Genomic DNA, 16891 nt, shown 5'->3' on the forward strand with positions numbered 1-16891 from the left:
TTCTTCTCGATCTTGGCCATCCGGCCGCGCGTCGCTTCGGTCCACATACAAAGCTTGAATCACAACACGACCTCAGCGCCAACCCTTTTCAAACAGTCTCTCAGTCATGCCGGCCGCCAAGGCCGAGTTCCGTGGTGGCGTTTGGCTCAATACCGTGTCGTGGCTGCGCCGGAGGGGATAGCCATACCTCCCCATGCACCATGCCGGTGCAGCCGGCTTGTATGTGCCCGGCGCGCCAGAGAGCCTACGTCCATTCCTCGGGCCTACAAGCGGACACCCGCGTTGCCTGACCGAGCGCGCCCCGGAAAGAGAAGCTCGGGTACCTGTTTATGCGCTTAGCGAGCCGCGACACGGCATAGGTAACGCCGATTCGCCTGGGCGTCACCGAGAACGCATATTGAACAAAATCGCTGGCTCGTGTTGCATAGGCGTTGCACGGAAATTTTGTGACTCCGTGTAAGTCGTTGATTCCGCACGATTCGGTTTGCAGCGGATTGCAACACGAAAAGGCCCGCCGAAGCGGGCCAAAAATCCAATCGGATCAAAGGGTTAGAGTGGCTGGGGCGCCAGGATCCTCAGCTGCGGCGGCGGCCGCTCCCGGAAGGCCTTGAAACACGGACGTTTTCATCACCCACGCCGCCTAGTGTGCTACAGTCCTGTGCAACTGGCAAGGGCGGTTCCAGGTGCTGGCGAGGATATGGGGTCGTCGCCGTCCGGCATCCCTCGGCCGCGGGCAGAACGAGCATCAGCGGCGATGCCGGACCAGGGGAACTTCCTGCGCGCCGTCCCGCGGCCGTTCTGGGAGTTCGCCGCGCGGCGCGATGCCGCCGGTCCCAGCATGCCGGACGCGGGACGGCGATCCATCCGACGAAGAAGCCTCATCCCCGACCGGTCAGGGACCGAAGGGATCCTCGATCCCGGAGAAGGGCAGGATCCGGCAGACACCGCGCAATGCGCGCAGGGTCGGCCTCTCGAGTTCGACCTTGAGACGGTCGACCTGCGCATCGGGGACCGCGGCGACGAGGCCTCCCGGCGGCGTTCCGGCGGTCGCCAGGACGTCACCGAGGCGGAGCAGGGCCTTGGTCGACTTGCCGGCGTTGGTCTCGATCTCGTAGAGCCGATGGATCCGGCCGCCGCGCAGGACGACGACGTCGACCTGGGCGAGACTCCGGTCGGCCGCGGCGTCGCCGAGGCTGGGCAGCGTCAGGGTCAGCCGGCTCCGCAGGTCGGGATGCCGGCCGCGGTCGCCCGGTGGCAGGTAGACGGCGTCACCCCTCATCAGGTGGGTGCCGGCCAGCAGGCTCTGAAGGCGCTCATGTCGCGACAGGGGACGGGGGACGCCGGGAACGGCCGCCGGCGCGCCGGTGCCCACGAGGCTGACCGCGCGGATGAGGGAGCCGGGCCGCACCTCGAGGTCCGGATAACACCCGTACCGGGCGGGCGGCAGCAGCTTGGCGCGCAACTCGTTGGCGATCTGCGCCGTCGGCTTGCCGGCGCGGTGAGGGGCGTGGGCGCCGGCCAGCATCTCGGCGAGGCGGCTGGCATGCAGCCAGCTCCCGAGGATGCTCGGATCGCGCAGCAGGGTCAGGGCATCGCCAACGAGAGACCCCGGCCGATGGCGGGCGGAGGCATGCACGGCGGTGGGGACGCGGGCGGCGGAATGAAGCATGGCGGTCTCCTGACCTCCGGCCGGCCGGCACGATGCCGGCGGCGGGGCAAGGACGGCGGGATGGCCGCCGATGCCGTTGTTCTGCCGGATCGGCCTTGTGGATCGCCACCCCGCTGTGCGGCGGCAGCGCGTTCCGGGCCACAGGTAATTCGAAAAACAAACTGCATTTTCCGGGAACCATCCTACGGATGCGGCCCCATATGACCGTCAGCCCCTGCTTGACCGCGCCGATCCACTGATCGGCCGCCGTCGTCACGACAGGAGCCATCCCATGCGTATCGTCTACGTCCATTCCGCTTCCGCAACCGCCGACATGGCCGACGGGTACGCCGCCGCGATCGCCGGCGCCCGCATCGTGCATGACGCCAGCGTCGACCGGGCCGGCCTGAACACCCTGCTGGCTCTCCTCGCGGATGGCGACGATCTCCTCGTCCCGGACCTCGGACATCTCGGTGCCACCGCCCGCACGGCTCTGGCGTCGCTGCGGCGCGCGGCGGAAGCCGGGGTTCGGATTTCCATCCTGCGGCACAGCCTGGACGGCGCCGCCATCCTGCGGGTTGCCGAACTCCTCGCGTCCCTGCCGAACACCGGCGATGCGCCATCGCCGCCGGCGCGCCCGGGGAGCCGCCCCTACGGCCGCGCGACTCCGGAACGCGTCGCCGAGATCCTCGCCCTGTCTGCGGCCGGCGTCCTGGTTCGGGAGATCGCCGCGGCCGTCGGGCTGTCGGTCGGCACGGTCATGCGCGTCCGCCGCGACCATCGGGCTGCCCCGCGCACGCTCGGACCCGTCGTCGGGCTCGCCGAGTGCCTGGGCAACGCCGACTGATCCCCGTCCCGGAGTTCCTCCCATGAAGCCGAACCGGCACATTCTGATCCATCTCGACGGCCCCCGCTCCCCGAAGACGGTCGCCGTGTCGCTCGAGCGTTGTGTGGTGATCGTCAACCGCTACACGCAGGACGGGCTTTTCGACTCCAGCGAGCGGCTCGACCGCCCACCGACGCGCGAGGAGGCGTGCGCGGCCATCTGCGCTGCCCACCGGAGTCCCGACTTCGATTTCCTGCCCCCACAGGACCAGGCGGGCATCCTCTGGCGCCTCGCTCTCGTCGCCGCAGGCATGCCCAGGGCGGCTGGTCCGTAGGACCGACGCGGCGAGGTGGAGTGCACCGGACGGCGGGGCCGGTACAGGCGCCGTACCGGGAGTGGTGGAAGTCGTGATCGACGCTCGGCCGAGGCTTCCTGACCGGACCTTGTGGGGTGGGGGCCGGTGTCTATCTCGGGGGCGCTCCGGCGTCGCCGGGGCCGAAATGCGAAGCGCCCGGGGTCGGACCCGGGCGCTCCATCGGTCGAAACGTGTTGCGCCACGTCCGGCACGATCACAGTCGTCGAGATAGGCCCGCGCCCGTCGTCGACAAGCCCGGAAGTGCCCCGAGGAGGGCACATGGGACGATCCGCGTTGCCGCGGTTCCCGGTCCGGGCGGGAAAGCATGGCTGATCTCGAGGATTCCGGCCGCGCTGTCGCTGCGCCGCGGTCACCGCACTACACCGTCGACGCCCTCCTGCCGGCCGAGGCGCAGGCGCTTCTGCGGCGGGAGGCCGCCGGCTGGGCCGCGGCGGCCCTCGCCGGCCCGTCCGGGGGCGCCCGGACCGTGATCGGCATCCGGGGCGCCGCCGGCCTGGGCAAATCGACGACCCTGCTCGAGGCCGTCCTGCCGCTGCTGCGCGCCGGCCTCCGGGTGGCGTTCTTCGTCCCGCGCCACAACCTCGGGGACGAGCTGGCCGACAAGGCCGTGGCAAATCTTGAGGCCGTCGCCGAGGCCGAGCGTGGGGATCCCGACCCGCTGGAGTTTTGGGAGCCGCCGGCGCCCCTGCCGCCCGTCGCCGTCCTGCGCGGACGTGAGGCGATCGACGCCGCCGGCGCGCCGCTCTGCGGCCGGACCGCCCTCGTCAAAGCGCTCCACGGGAAGGGCTTGTCCGCCTACCGCAATCTGTGTGAGCGCTTTGCCGTTCAGGACGGCTCGCCCATCGCCCTCCGCTGCCCGATGGCGCACCGCTGCGCCCACTACGACCAATCGAACGACGTCCGGCCGGGTCTGTATTTCGCGCCGCATTCCTACCTGACGACGCCGGCGCCCAAGGGTCAGCGGAAGCCGGACGCGGTCATCATCGACGAAAGCTGGTGGCAGGTCGCCATCAAGGAGCGGAGCATTACCCTCGAGGATTGGTTTGCGGACCGGAGCTGGCTGGGCGACGCCCCCGTCGACGAAAACGACATCACCCTCGGGCTGGCCCGCGCCTGGCTCGTCAGGCGCGCCGGCACCGCCCACCAGCTTATGCTCGCCGGTACGGCCCCGGCCGACTGGCCCGCCCAAGGACTGACGGCCAAGGACTGCCGGCTGGCCGCCCGGCTGGAGGGTGAAAGCGCCGCGCCGGCCATCGACCCGGCCATGGCGGACACCGCCATCGGCGCCGCCCTGGCGGCCCATACCCCCACGCCGGCCTCCCGCCTCGCCGCCCTTTGGCGCGCCCTCGCCGTGGAGATCGAGACCGCCCGCCCTGCGCTCCACTCCGTCGCCCTCGCCAGGATCGGTCCCGCCGACGCCCGCCGGACCGTCATCGCTTGGTTCAAGCGATCCGACCTGCGTGGCGTCCCGGCCGAGGCCCCGGTCCTGCTGCTGGACGCCTCGATGGACCCGGAGATCGTCCGCCTCTGGTTCCCGACCATCCGCATCGTCCGGCTGGACGTCGAGCGCAAGGCCCACGTCGTCGGTCTGGCCGACCGCGCGCTGGGCCGGTCGTCGCTGGTGGAGCTCGGTGACGAGGACGGCGGCTCCGACGCCGGCCGGACCTTCGCCCGCAACAACCGGCGCGCCCTGGCCGCCCTGTTCGAGGTCGTCAGCGCGACCGCCGGGCCGACGCTGTTGGTGACGTACAAGGCCGTCCTCCCCGCCCTCCGAGACCACGGGGACACTGCCGACATCATCGCCCGCGCCATCGGCAAGGGCTCCGCCCTTGGGCATCTGGGCGGCCTGCGTGGCTCGGATGCCTACCGCGACCACGCCGCCGTCATCGTTGCCGGCCGCCTGCAGCCCACCGTCCTCGCCGTCGAGACCATGGCCCGAGCCCTGTTCTTCGACGCCGGCACGCCTCTGGCCTTCCTGGGGACGAACCGACTGCCGAAAGTGGAGCGCCGGCGCCGCATGCGGGACGGTTCCGAATCCGTGGCCCTGGTCGAAGCCCACCCCGAACCCCGCATCCAGGCCGTCCTCGAGCAGTGCCGGGAGCGCGAGTTGGAGCAGGTGCTCGACCGCCTCCGCCTGATTCACCGGGACCGCACCGCGCTGGTGATCGTCGTCTCCTCCGTCGTGTTGGACGTCACGTACGACGCCGTCCTGCCATGGTCCGACCTGATGCCGTCGCGCGCCGTATCCGCTCTGGTGCGCTGTGGCGTTCTGCCGGCGAATGCGGGCCTGCGCGCCGCCGCGTTCCCGGATCTCTGGACCACCGCCGACGCCGCCAAGAAGGACGCTCAGCGATCCGGCCAATTGGGGGACAATCCCCTGTGGAAACTCATTCAGAGAGCTTTGTCCCCCAATTGCGGCGCGGCGAAGCCCCTGGCGGTGGACGCGACGTATCGGCGGGCCGGGGTGCGCGGTCTGCCGAGCGCCGCCAAGGTCCTTGCGGACCTGACGGACGCTGAGATCACGGCGGCGCTGGAGGAACTCCACGGCGGTGCGATCACGGGCCTGCGGGTGGCGCATCCGGTCGCGGCGGAAGCCGTTCCGGAGACTCCGGCGGGTGCGCCCGAGCCGGAGCCGGACGCCGATCCGCCCGCCGTCGGCGGGACCGTTGTTCCCTTCTTCCCGGATGGCCTACCGGGCGCCGCCTCCGCCGACGTTGAATGCAACGGCGGAGCCCGCCCCCGCCCGCGGATTTCCGCCGCGTAGCCGCCCGCCGGGATCCCGTCCGCAGCCCGTCGCTCCGCCTCGCCGGCGGGGCGACTAACGATCGGCCGGATGCCCTTGGCGTGGGGCCGGCGCCGACCCGACGCCACCTTCTGGATGCCCCCCGCCGGCAGTGCCTGGGCTTGGCGCGGAGCAATCACGCCGCCGGTCTTGAGCCCCGCCGCGCCCGCCGCCGTCATCCCGGCTCCCGGCCGGGGGGTGGCGGGGGGTGTCCCCCCGCCCCAATCCGGATCGGCTCCAGGGCGGCTGCGGCGCCCGGTTCGACCACCCTGTCCCGGGACCGGAATGGCACCGCGTTCCGCCACCTACACGCTAACTCCCGCACCCGCCTGTCCTCGCCCGTTGCGAAGGTCCCGGCCGCCGCCATCTCCCCGGCCCAGAGCGGGCCGCGGCGGAGAAGGTGAGGCGCGGCGGAGGGGGGAAGGCGCACTTGTGGGATTAGGCCCTGCGGGACGCCGTGCTGCGCCCGGCTCCTAATCCCCCCGTCCGCCCCGGCCCGCGCCGCTCAGAGTTGGGGGAGGGGAAGGATGACCGAGCCGCGGGCCGAAGCGCCCTTCACCTGCTCGGTTTCCTTCATCGGCAAGGAGGGTCACGGCGACGCCGCCGTCGGCGCCGCCAAGGCGCACATCGACTACATCACCCGCTCGTCCGCGCTGACGGAGATCGTCGCCGTCGGTGCGGTCCCGGAACACGGGACGCCGGTTGGTAGGTTGCGCGCCTTCGCCAAGGCCGAGATCGACCGCAAGGCGGCCAGCCGGAGCAACGCCCGCGTCCTCGACAAGATCGTCGTCGCGATCCCCTACGAGGTTCCGGACGTCCGTCGCGGCGAGCTGCTGCGCGCCTTCGTCCTGGAACTCGCCGGCGTCGACACCGCGACCGACCTCGGGGAAGCGGTCGCTCTTGCCGCCGTCCACGGCGACCCGGCGAACCCGCACGCCCACCTTGCCCTGATGGACGGAAAGGAGCCGAAAGCCGCGGCGCGCCGGCGAGCCAAGGCCACCGGGGCGCAGCGCGTCCGGCAGCGCGACGTCTTCCGCCTCAGCGAGAAGAACGCGGTGGAGCGCGTCCGGGAGACCTGGGAAAGGGTGGCCAACCGGGTCCTCGAGGATCTCGGCGTGCCCACGCGCATCGACCGCCGCAGCCTGGAAGCGCGCGGGATCGCCCGCATCCCGACGGCCCACGAGGGGCCGAAGCGCCGCGCGCTCGTCGCGAAAGTTCACGCGGCCGAGGGGCCCGCGGCCGCCGGTGACGTCATTCACTTCGACCCGAGGATGGAACCCATGCGCGCCAATGCCCTTGCCGCCCGCGCGAACGCGGTCCTCGCCGCGGACGCGACCCGGGCTGCCGCCATCCAGGACGCCGAACGGCGTGTCGCCGCCGCCGAGGCCGCGGCGGAACGTGAGCGGCAGTCTCGTGTGGAAGCCGAGGCCTTGGCCGAGCAGGAGCGCGCGGCGAAGGAAGCCCTGGCCACACGTGTCGCCCATGCAGAGGCCATCCTGCGTGACACCGAAGATGCGCTCGCGCCGGTCGCCACGGCGGTGGCGGCGCTGATCCAACCGGCCGACCCGCTGCCCACCAAGGCGCTGGTGATCGCCCGCGCCTCCTACGCGGCCGGCGCCAGGAAGGCCGGGGTCAAGGCCGCCGATCAGGTCGCCAAGGCGACCACCTGCGCCACCAAGGAGGCGGAGCGGGCCGACGACTGGGAAGCGGAGGCGCTGGAACGCGGACGGCTGGCTGAGGAGGCGAGCCGCACCGCCAACCGCCTGCGTCGTGCGCTCGAGGACGAGCAGGAGGCCCGGGCCGACGCCGAAAGCCGCGCCGCGGAAGAGGCCACCGCCCGCGCCGCGGCCGATGCCCGGGAGGCTGCGGCGACGTCACGCGCCACCACTGCGGAAGCGGGGCTTCAAGCCGCGCTCGCCGACATGGCGTCCGCCCAGCAGCGGACGACGTCCCAGCGGGAACGAAACGACCGGCTCAAGTCCCGCCTGAACCACGCGCGGGGCCTCATCGACGACATCGAGACCCGAATGGCCGGAATTGAGGCCACGGAGGACATCAGCATTCCAGACTCGGTCCCGCTTCCCAACCGCGTCACTCAGATTATTGAGGCCGTGCGGCGCACCGCCTACAATCGGGGCTTGGCCGAGGGCGCGCGCCGGATGCGCCGGCGGGCCGCCGCCATCGCCCGCTGGCTGTGGAAGCGTCTGGTCAAGCGCCGCGAGGAGGCGGAGCAGGCCAAGGCGATCGTCGCCGCCATGGCCGCCGGCGAACTGACCGGGCGCGGGCCGGAATGGCTCACGCTCCAGGAGTGGCAGCGGGCGCGGGCGCTTTCCAACCTGGTCCGGAACGGCAAACTCGCCGTTCCCGATCCGCCCGGCCCCGCCAGGATCATCCCGTTTCACCGCCGCAACCGCGACGATCGGACCCGCTGACGGAGGGCGGCGACAAACAACCGGCTGCTTGGCCGGTTCGGTCGCCGGGACTCGACCCTGACGCGCCTGATCTCGTCCCGTGCGGGCCGCTGCCCGTCACATTCGCAATGTTCCGTACATTCGCAACATTGCGAATGTGACGGGCAGCTCTGGGAACGTTGTGGACAGCTCCGGGACCGGCCCCATCTCCGATCCCGAACACGGACAGAGGAGGCGAGCGTGGCGAACAAGGCAGTGGTAACGCGGGATGCGGTCGACGAGGCGATCCGAACGCTCAAGGCGCTGGGCCGCAGCGTTTCCGCAACCGCCATCCAGGGGGTGATTGGCGGAACGCGGGCGAAGATCAACGCCGTCCTGAGCGATATCCTGGCCGAGGAGGCCAGCCAACACGACGTGCCCCCATCCGACGTGGGAGAGCCGGCCATCATCGACCCGTCGGCCGATACGCCGGTTGAACTGCCGAGTGCTGTTCGCGTCCAGGCCGACGCCCTGATGGCGTCCCTGGCTGATACCCTGACCGCGACCATCCGCCATGAACGGGACCGCGCCCGCCAAGAACGGGACGCCGAGCGGGAAGCCCATCGAGCCGCTCTGGAATCCGAGCGCTCGGTCGGGGAGGCCCGGGCCAAGGTCCTACAGGGCCAGATCGATGCCCTCTCGACCTTACGCGCCGAGATGCGGGACCAGCTCGAGGAAGCCGGCATCGAGCAGGAGCGTCTCCAGGATGTCATCGAAACGATGGAGCAAGCACGCCGGGAGATGGACGCAACCCTCGATCGGGCCTATGCCCTGCGCGACGAACTGACCGCCTCGCTGGACGTCGAACGCAGCCGGGTGAACCAGATGGAGAAAGACCTGCTGCGTGCCCAGGCCGACGCCGCCGAATTGCGAGGGCGCTTCGAGCAGTGCGCTGCCGATTTGGATGAAGCCAAGGCCGAGGCCCGCGCCTGCCTGGCCCGCGCCGTCCTGGCCGAGGCCAACGCCGCCCACCTCGCCGATGAGCTGAACGAGATGCGGACCGCCGCCAAGGAACGGACCGCCCGCGACCCGGCTCCAAGACCCCGGAAGCGCGGTGCCGGCAAGGGTCGGCCGCCCGCGCCGACAGCTGCCAAGGAGCGTGGTGTCGACGCCGTCGACGCTGTCATAGCCGCCGAGGACAGCCACCCGCCACTGCCGTTCGGCTCCGCCGCCGGCTCGGTCGGGAGCGCGTGACGTCCGTGTGAAGACGGCCGGCCCGGACCATGCGTCGGGACGGCCGCGGTCAGGGGCGTTCTCCTCCCGCCCCGGACATCGAGTTCCACCGCCATTTGACTGGCGGTGACCTCAGATCATTCTCGGACCTCGGCGTTGTCGCGGACGGCGTTCGCCGTCCGACACCGACGGACCGACTCCGGGTGAACCGACCGCCACCACCGGGCGTAGCGCTCGAGGACGACCCGCAGGCGGGGCCGCGGCCGCCCTGCGTGGATGAAGGCATGCTCGGCCTTGATGCTCAGCGCCTCGTCCAACGGCCACGGGCTCCGTGACCATTGGTGCGAAGAATACTCCTTCCACAGCGCGTCGACCGCGCGTTCCTGGTACTCGTCTTCTCTTCTGAACGGCTGCGCAGTGCCTCAGAATGTGCTCTCGCTTGGCGACCACAGCCATTTTCCGGCGAAGCTGCGCTTCGGAAAGCCGCCCTCGGCTGAGAGTGTCGGCCGCTCCTTACAGGCGTGCTTTTGATCCATCCCGCTTCCTTTTATGGTGTTTTTGCCACACCGTTTCCTGTATCGGTTGTGTTGGTGGGGGGTGTTGCTAAGGAGGATGCAAAGTGTCCCAGGAGATGAACCAGACGCTGACGCCTGCCATGACGGCGAGAATGGCTGCCGAAGGCGCCCGAGAAGCGGCAAATTACGTCAGGGATGAGGCGTTCAAGGTGGATGCGCGGAAATCCGATCTTCCGACAGAAGATCCGGTGCCACCACACTACGACCGGGTGGACGAGAACGAGATCGCAGCCGAGGAAACTGCTGCCGAAACGGCGGCGACGGTCGCCGAGCAGGCGGCGGCGGAAGCAAAGGTTGCGCATGCGGCAGGAGATGCAGCCGCAGCGACTCTGGCAGTAGCCAGAGCGGAGGAGGCTCGCAGACAGGCGGAGTTGGTGGCCGAACGGGTTGAGGAACTGATCACGACGGCGGAAATCGAAGAGGATGAGCTTGGGGGACCTCAGGACGACGAGTTGTCGGACCCGGACAACCCATTCGGAGTCTCCGACTGAGTTTTGAGGGCTGAGGAATGTGACGTGCCCCAGCCTGAATGCTTTTAACAAGGCGTTTGCCGGTCAGTCCACCAACTCCGGAACTCGACTGAATAGAACTGGAAGGCAGTCTGATGGGTCGCCGCCGTAGGCGTACGCTTAGGACAAAGGCATGATGTGCATTGCAGAGAGGTCAGATGTTTAGCATCGACGAAGGCTGGAGCGCGCGATTACGTGGAGCGACGCTTCCGCCAAACAGCGAAATGCCAGGCTGGCTAGTTGGGGCCAGCACTGAATCGACGTTCGTTGAACCGACTCTGAAGCTCATTCAAGGTAACCCGTCGATTGCGCGAGTGATCGTGATCGCTGCTCCTGGGGCGGTCGGCAAGAGCACGCTCGCCCGCGCAATCAGCGCGATGACAGGCGCGGTTCTCGTCGACCTCGCGCGGACAGAGCCACTCGGCGGAAACTTCTTCGTCGGCGGGATCGTGAATGCTTTTGGCCATCACGCGCTGGCGGATGCCTTCGGAGGAAGGATTGCGCTTGTCGTGGACGCTTTGGACGAGGCGCAACTCAGGTCCGGCGACGAAGGGTTCACGGCAGGTCTGAACGACCTGTGCAAAATCGTTCAGCACGGCTCCGCACTGCCAGCGACGTTGCTCGCCCGTGCCGCCGTCGCAGAGGAGGCTTGGCTTATTTTATCCGAAGTAGGCGTTGACGTGTGCCTGCTTGAGATCGAGTTTTTCAACGACAAGCAGGCTGTTACCTACCTGTCGCGCAAATTGCCGGCATTGGCCGAGACCAGAGAGGGCACGAAGCTCGCTTTCAGCCGCCACGGTCCTAAGTTTATTGAACTGGCAATCGCAACTCGTGAGAAGCTGACCAACACGTCTGGCGTGCGAGAGGCGCGCTTCGCAGGTTACGCGCCTGTGCTCGACGCAATCTGTGCTTATGCGCTCGACGAAGAAGAATTGAATCCCAGTGCGCGTCTCGCCGAGGCTGCCGCGGAAGGTCCGATCAGCTTGGTGGAGCGGATTGCGACAAATATCTTAGAGCGCGAGCACAGCAAGCTGGTAAGCCAGATCAACGCGCTTTCTATGAGCTGTGACGCCTCCACCCTGTACACTCCTCAAGAACAACTCGGCATGATCGCGGCCACGCTGTTCGGGGCTTCACCGCCGCCGCCGCCCCACATTCCTGACACTGCCCTCCGCCAAGTCTACGACCGAATGGTCAAGGAGTTTGCGCCTCAGCACCCTTTCCTCAGCGCGCGAGGCGGAGCGTCCAGCGCCGCGTTTGCCGCTTATGTCCTGGTTTGGGCGATTACCAGCGGAAGTGCTTCGGAGGCAGCCCGGCGGGCCTTAATTGCACAGCCCACCATAGGTGCCGGCCTGTACTTCGAGATGTACATGAATTGGCTGGCTTCAGAGGCCGGAGGGCCAAAGCGGCTCGACTTGGCTGACGTAGGTCCACTCTATGCCTCATTCAGCAGTCAAGCATCGCAGGGCGAAGCTGCGACGCTTGATGTCAGCGGTGAACCGAACGCCAATACCATCGAGATCACTTTCGAGATGGAGCCTCCCAGCAGCAACCCCGAAGGCGAGAGTAGAGTTTACGGACCATACCAGAGCCCGGCGGGCGGCGTTATGGAATTCCGTGGGCTCATCGGCGGACTTAACATTGTCGCTCCCATCGGCGTCATCATCGGCGATGGTAAAGCAGTAAGCATCACTGCGCCTGTGCAAATCGAAGCAGAGTTGATCGAAATCGATGGAACCGACCTGCGGATTTTCAAGTCGGCTCTAGCCGACATGAAGCCCGCCGGTGAGCAAGTCTTGCTGGTGGCCGCCGACGCTTCGGTCAGTCGCGTCGAGCGGATCTCGCTGCATGGTGCAACCCTATCGGTGACGTTTCCCGGCTCGCATACCTACCCGTGGGCCGATTACTCGATTGAGCCGCAGCCCGCCCCCAACGAGCGCATCGCTTCGCTCCGGCGTAGAGCGAGGAGGATACTGACATCGTTCCGCTCGCATAGCAAAGGCGCGCTGGTGCGACTGGCGGCTAAGATCGAGCACACCCGCATGATGAAGGAGGGACCGGACGGGCCGGAACTGCTTGAACGTTTTAAGGCTGACGGCATATTGACTTCGTTCGACGCGGGTAAGTTCTACCAACTCCACCCCGATAAGCTGGCCGCTGCCTTTAATATGGACTACCAAGCCCTCCAGCAGCAGCGCTGGACAGGCGAAGCAGACGCCTATCTGTCGCGAACCTGACCTGAAGCGGGGCCGCGAACCGATGGAATGCACTGTGTTGCGACCGTTGGAAGGCAATCGCAGCACAGTGCTCAGTCCCTCTGGCCGGCGTGGCGCCGTAGTAAACGCGATCGTCTGAGTAATCTTTTGATCAAGCCTCAAGATATATCTCAGCTGGCCAGCCAATTGTACGGGACCAGAGCATCTTCCCGCCACTCCTCGATCAATTCGACGCCGGGCAAATCGCCCCACACATCCTCGCCCGCGTGGTCGAGCACGATGATCTGCAACCGGCCCTTCGCGGCGCCGATTTCTTCCCCGAATAGGGCAAAGACCTTACGGACGGCGGCGATGTCCTGGTCCTTCATGGGAGGGAGGTCGGCTTCGTCGTCGTGCGCGACGCGCTTGGGGAAGTAGACCTGGCTCGGCTGGTCGTAGATCAGGAGGCCGGGAACCGGATGATGGGGCTCGCCCAGGAAAAATTTCTGAAGCGCGAGAGTCAGCGCGATGTGGTAGGCGAGCCAGTTCGCGCCGCTGCCGATCTCCCACAAATAGTCGTCACGGTTGCCGCGCAGCACCTTTACGGTCAGGTCGTCAATGATGAGATTGATCGGTGCGTCCGGCCATTCGGCATCGAGCTGCGGGATGAGGCGGCTCGCCATGTTCTCGATGCGGTCGAGGGTATTTTTCAGCTTGCGGCGTATCTCGGCTTCCGAAACGACTTGCTGCAAGGACTCCATCTGCGCGCGAAGTTCGGCGATCTCCTCCCGCAACCCCGACGACTGGTCGGCTTGATCGTACAGGCGAAGGGCTTGTTCCAAGCGGCCGAGAAAGCGCTCGGTCTGGTCGAAGCGGTTTAACGCATCCCGCGCGGTCTGGGAATCGCGCTCTAAGACAGCGATCTCGCGACGGATTCCGGTCAGCCGCTCCAGGGTCTCTTCGGCCAAGGCGCGCTGACGGATCACCTCCTTGTCCAGGGTGTCGGAGAGGCTGGGGTATGAGCGCAGCTGAAGTTCGAGCGCGTCGAGGCTGTTGCACAGTTGGGCTAGCCGCTCGTTGCCGGCGTCGCCCAGCACGGTGAGCGGGTCGTTGTCGCCATCGGCGTTAAGACCGCGCAACCAATCTGCCAGGGCCAGCCGGTCTCGTTGAATTCGCATGGCGCCGCCGTACGCCTCGCTGCTTTCCAGCAGGCGGCGCAACTCGTTCAGCTTTTGCCGGTGTTCGGTGAGCTGGCCGGCCACGTAGGTTTCTTCGCGCCGCAAGGTCTCCAGGCGCGCCAATCCTACATCCAGTCCAGCGAGGCTCGGATGAGCCGTCCGGGAATTGCTGGCGACAATGCGCCGGAGCAGGTCGACGACATCCGGCCAATCCGTTGGAAAGTCCTGGTTCGGCGGCAGCAATCCGAATTCGACCGCCTGTCGGATCCACGTCTCGGCCTCCAGCCGCCAAGCGGAGGTTGCCGATGTCACGCTGCGCAGTTCGGTTTCCTTCCGGCGTAGCACCCGGCTCACGCGGTCGAATTCGAAGCGCGCTTGCATCACCTTGGCGGTAACCGCGCCGAGAATATACGGAAAGATGGTCTTGAGTTTTTCGCGGTGCTCGGTCGTGTCGGCCTTGAAGAACATGACGTCGGGGTTGGCAACAATGTTCTGCGGTTGAAACGTGAACGCCATCAAATCACGGAAGCTGGGGCGGGATTTGTAACCGCCTTCCGACGCCGGTTCGAACTCCAGCCCGGTGAGGCCGGCAAGCCGGTTGAGCGTTGCTTTCACAATGTCGACGTTGGTGTTCTTCTCTTCGATCCGGTGCGGAATCTCGACCTCTGCCCCTTCCAGAAGGACCATATCGCCGGTCTTCTGCTGGTCGCCGGGTTCGCGCCGCGCCAGGAGCTTCTGCCCTTCGATGGTATCGACCACAATGCCGAACCAAGAGCAGTTCTCCCGGATGACACCTACGGGAATGGCGCACTTATCGGCCCCGAGGCAGTAGTCGACGATTGGAATGACCGCGGACTTGCCGGTCTTTGAGGCGCCGCTGATGACGTTGACGACGCCCGGCATGAAGTCCACGACCCGTGGGGGCGCGTCAGTCCGGGGCCAGAGGATGAGCTTGCGCAGCTGAAAGTACATCAGAACTCCACCCTCAATGTCGTCGCGACCTGATGCAGGCCCGCCTTGCAGAACCAGTGACCAAGTTTCTCCGCGGCGCCGGCCACCCCCTTGATCCTCTCGGGCAGGGCAGGCTTTTTGCTCTTCGGCTCCAAGGCGTTCGCCCGCACCGTTGCCGCCGCGTAGTCGACGGTCAGCAGCCTGGCGCGGCTACCCATGGCGATGGACTGAAGCGTCAACGAGCGCAGGAGCAGGGCGCGCTCATGCACGGCCAGCAGGTTCTCGCGTTCTTCGCCGAGCTTGGCCGCGAACAGCGCCAATCCCGAAGATTTGCGCGTGGATCCGATCATCTCCAGCGTGCGCCGGTGGAGCAGGAGGGGCAGCACCAGGAAGGCCAGCGGCAACGGTGCCGACCGGACGTCCTCTGCCTGGAAACCGAGGCCGAACTGCCAGATCATGTAGGCGCCGAGCGCCGGGTTCTGAACGATTTCCGGTTCGCTCAGCGGGCGCCTGCGGTCTTGGGGTGGGCTGATCATACCTGATCGGCGTCCAAAAGTGTGTGGTGGTCGGGGTGCCAGCCGAGGCGGCGGCCATCGGCGAGTTCGTTGAAACACCCGCTGATGAAGTGTTGCGGCACCGCCCGCCCGTCCAGCGGCTCTCGGACCTGGCAACAGCGCCGGTACACGATCCGCCCCCGTTGGGGAGCGGTCTTTTCCGGGAAAACGTCTTCGATTTCGCCCGCAATCAGGCCGTGGTGGCGAATCAGATCCTCATCCCAGTCGTCGAGGCTTTGTTTGAAGATAAGCCCGGCGTCAGCCCATTCGGCCTTGTTCGCCGAGGCGCGTAGGAAATCGCTGACGGCCCGGACCTTGTCGTGCTCCGGCAGTTCAACTAGTTCGAGTTGCCGAATGAAGGTCGGGCGCCCGGCCAGAATGAAGGCCACCGTGCCGGCGGGGGGCTCGCCGGTCAGTGGGATGAGCAATCCCGGCAGGTTGTTTTTCTGTACGAAAGCCCGAAATTCCACCTTGAACGCGTCACCATCGAGGATCGCGGGTTTTCCTTCCTGGATAAGCCGGTCGGCTTGTTGCTTCGCCATCCCGATGGCCGCTTGGCAGAGATGGTCAAGGATCGCGGGCGGGACGGCCGTCGAAAGGCGGTCGCGTATGGGGGCCACCGGATCGTCGTCTGTGCTGACCACCGTCAGGCGGCTGACGACGCGAAACCGTTCCTCGTCCGTCGCATCGAGAAAACGTTGCACGAACTCCATGCACCCGGGTGGCTTCTTCAGCTTTGCGACGTCTGCCGCCAATGCTGCGGTGATGCTTGCTACGTCGGCCTTTGTCGTCGCATCGCTCATTGCTTGCGCCCTTGGGCCGGTCCGGACGGGTGTCACATACAGCCGGAATTCCGCGTCTCCTGGCGCCGTTCCCTTCTCGACCGCGTCCAGCCAGTTGGCAAGCGCTTTCCAAAAGTCGTTAGCCCAGTCGGAAAGGGGATTCTGTTTGAGCGCGCTCTTCGTCTGTTCGAGCGTCACCGACCCATTGGCCGCGTGAATGGCGATGTCGTCAAGGTATTCGAGCGAAACCTTTGCCCCCGCCGGACATGTCAAAAGATGGTAGCACAGCCGCACAGGCTGTAGAGCGAAACCAAGGTACTGGCCGGGGGCGCTGTGCTTCGCAGGCTTCATGGCGACATTGTTTTATACCTTCTGGTTGATAAACGCACAAGACGCTGGGGCCGTCAACGGATGTTTGTGTCGGTGGGTTGGAGGGCGTCTCTGGTTGCTGGACGGCCCAGCCCGAGGCGCCGCGGCGGCTCTGATGCAGGCGGACCAGGGTCCTCACGACTCGGTCCGGGCTGTCGAGATCCGGACCCACCAAGCGGAGTCGCTCCCCGAGGCGTTCGAAGCTGAGCAGGCCGGCTTGGCGGCGGAAGAAGGGGGCGAAGCGGTCACGGAGGCTCTGGCCGAACCGCGCCGGCTCGGGGTCCCGGTGGCGGTGACCACCGGCGACGCCCGTCTGCGGAAGGCCGGCTGGGCGCTCGGACTGGCGTGGTGACAATCGCCCGATGGGTCCGGTGAACGCTTTTAGGGCACCGGCCCCGGCACGGGGCGTCCGGTATCCTTGCAGGGCTATCGCATGTAAGCAAAGAGTTCGAAGAAGAAGTCTTCGCTTATCATGGCCCTAAACATTTTCAGGCTCATTGACCGATCCAACGGGTGCGCCCGC

Annotated in this window: 12 protein-coding genes; 8 read left to right on the forward strand and 4 right to left on the reverse strand. The window is 67.1% G+C overall.

Annotated features, from left to right (window positions below; translation table 11 throughout):
* Positions 1-892 precede the first annotated feature (892 nt).
* On the reverse strand, positions 893-1669 hold the full coding sequence (locus ACSVC7_RS31645; RefSeq protein WP_448208522.1) for a hypothetical protein: 777 nt from the start codon (positions 1667-1669) through the stop codon (positions 893-895).
* Between the two features lie 271 nt (positions 1670-1940).
* Here ACSVC7_RS31645 and ACSVC7_RS31650 point away from each other — a divergent pair, with 271 nt between their 5' ends.
* The 7 genes from ACSVC7_RS31650 (at position 1941) to ACSVC7_RS31680 (ending at position 12576) form a co-directional block, all read left to right on the forward strand.
* The gene (locus tag ACSVC7_RS31650) at positions 1941-2495 is read left to right on the forward strand and encodes a helix-turn-helix domain-containing protein (RefSeq protein WP_448208521.1); all 555 of its coding nucleotides are present in this window, start codon (positions 1941-1943) and stop codon (positions 2493-2495) included.
* A gap of 22 nt (positions 2496-2517) precedes the next feature.
* A complete protein-coding gene (locus tag ACSVC7_RS31655; protein WP_448208520.1) occupies positions 2518-2808 on the forward strand; it encodes a hypothetical protein in 291 nt (96 codons plus the stop codon).
* Between the two features lie 346 nt (positions 2809-3154).
* Positions 3155-5614 carry a hypothetical protein gene (locus ACSVC7_RS31660; RefSeq protein WP_448208519.1) on the forward strand — a complete coding sequence of 820 codons (2460 nt, stop codon included), beginning with the start codon at positions 3155-3157 and terminating at the stop codon, positions 5612-5614.
* Positions 5615-6159: 545 nt separating this feature from the next.
* The gene (locus ACSVC7_RS31665; protein WP_448208518.1) at positions 6160-8064 is read left to right on the forward strand and encodes a MobA/MobL family protein; all 1905 of its coding nucleotides are present in this window, start codon (positions 6160-6162) and stop codon (positions 8062-8064) included.
* 219 nt (positions 8065-8283) lie between these two features.
* Positions 8284-9276: a hypothetical protein gene (locus tag ACSVC7_RS31670; RefSeq protein ID WP_448208517.1), complete on the forward strand. Its 993-nt coding sequence runs from the start codon at positions 8284-8286 to the stop codon at positions 9274-9276.
* A 598-nt stretch (positions 9277-9874) separates the two neighbouring features.
* Positions 9875-10321 carry a hypothetical protein gene (locus ACSVC7_RS31675; RefSeq protein WP_448208516.1) on the forward strand — a complete coding sequence of 149 codons (447 nt, stop codon included), beginning with the start codon at positions 9875-9877 and terminating at the stop codon, positions 10319-10321.
* A 176-nt stretch (positions 10322-10497) separates the two neighbouring features.
* Positions 10498-12576, forward strand: coding sequence for a hypothetical protein (locus ACSVC7_RS31680; RefSeq protein ID WP_448208515.1), 2079 nt, complete (start codon positions 10498-10500; stop codon positions 12574-12576).
* A gap of 149 nt (positions 12577-12725) precedes the next feature.
* Here ACSVC7_RS31680 and ACSVC7_RS31685 read toward each other — a convergent pair whose 3' ends face one another.
* Genes ACSVC7_RS31685 through ACSVC7_RS31695 form a run of 3 tightly spaced genes read right to left on the reverse strand, consistent with a single transcriptional unit; the run spans position 12726 to position 16350 of the window.
* Positions 12726-14684 (reverse strand): DUF3732 domain-containing protein, encoded by a 1959-nt coding sequence (locus ACSVC7_RS31685; RefSeq protein ID WP_448208514.1) that lies wholly within the window; start codon positions 14682-14684, stop codon positions 12726-12728.
* Positions 14684-15199 (reverse strand): three component ABC system middle component, encoded by a 516-nt coding sequence (locus ACSVC7_RS31690; protein ID WP_448208513.1) that lies wholly within the window; start codon positions 15197-15199, stop codon positions 14684-14686. Before ACSVC7_RS31690 ends, ACSVC7_RS31685 begins: the two co-directional genes overlap by 1 nt.
* Positions 15196-16350, reverse strand: a complete 1155-nt coding sequence (locus ACSVC7_RS31695; protein ID WP_448208512.1) for an ABC-three component system protein — start codon at positions 16348-16350, stop codon at positions 15196-15198. The genes ACSVC7_RS31690 and ACSVC7_RS31695 overlap by 4 nt, the downstream gene beginning before the upstream one ends.
* A 133-nt stretch (positions 16351-16483) precedes the next feature.
* Here ACSVC7_RS31695 and ACSVC7_RS31700 point away from each other — a divergent pair, with 133 nt between their 5' ends.
* Positions 16484-16720, forward strand: a complete 237-nt coding sequence (locus ACSVC7_RS31700; RefSeq protein ID WP_448208511.1) for a hypothetical protein — start codon at positions 16484-16486, stop codon at positions 16718-16720.
* The last annotated feature ends 171 nt before the right edge of the window (positions 16721-16891 follow it).

Source organism: Azospirillum mesophilum (genome assembly GCF_053470405.2).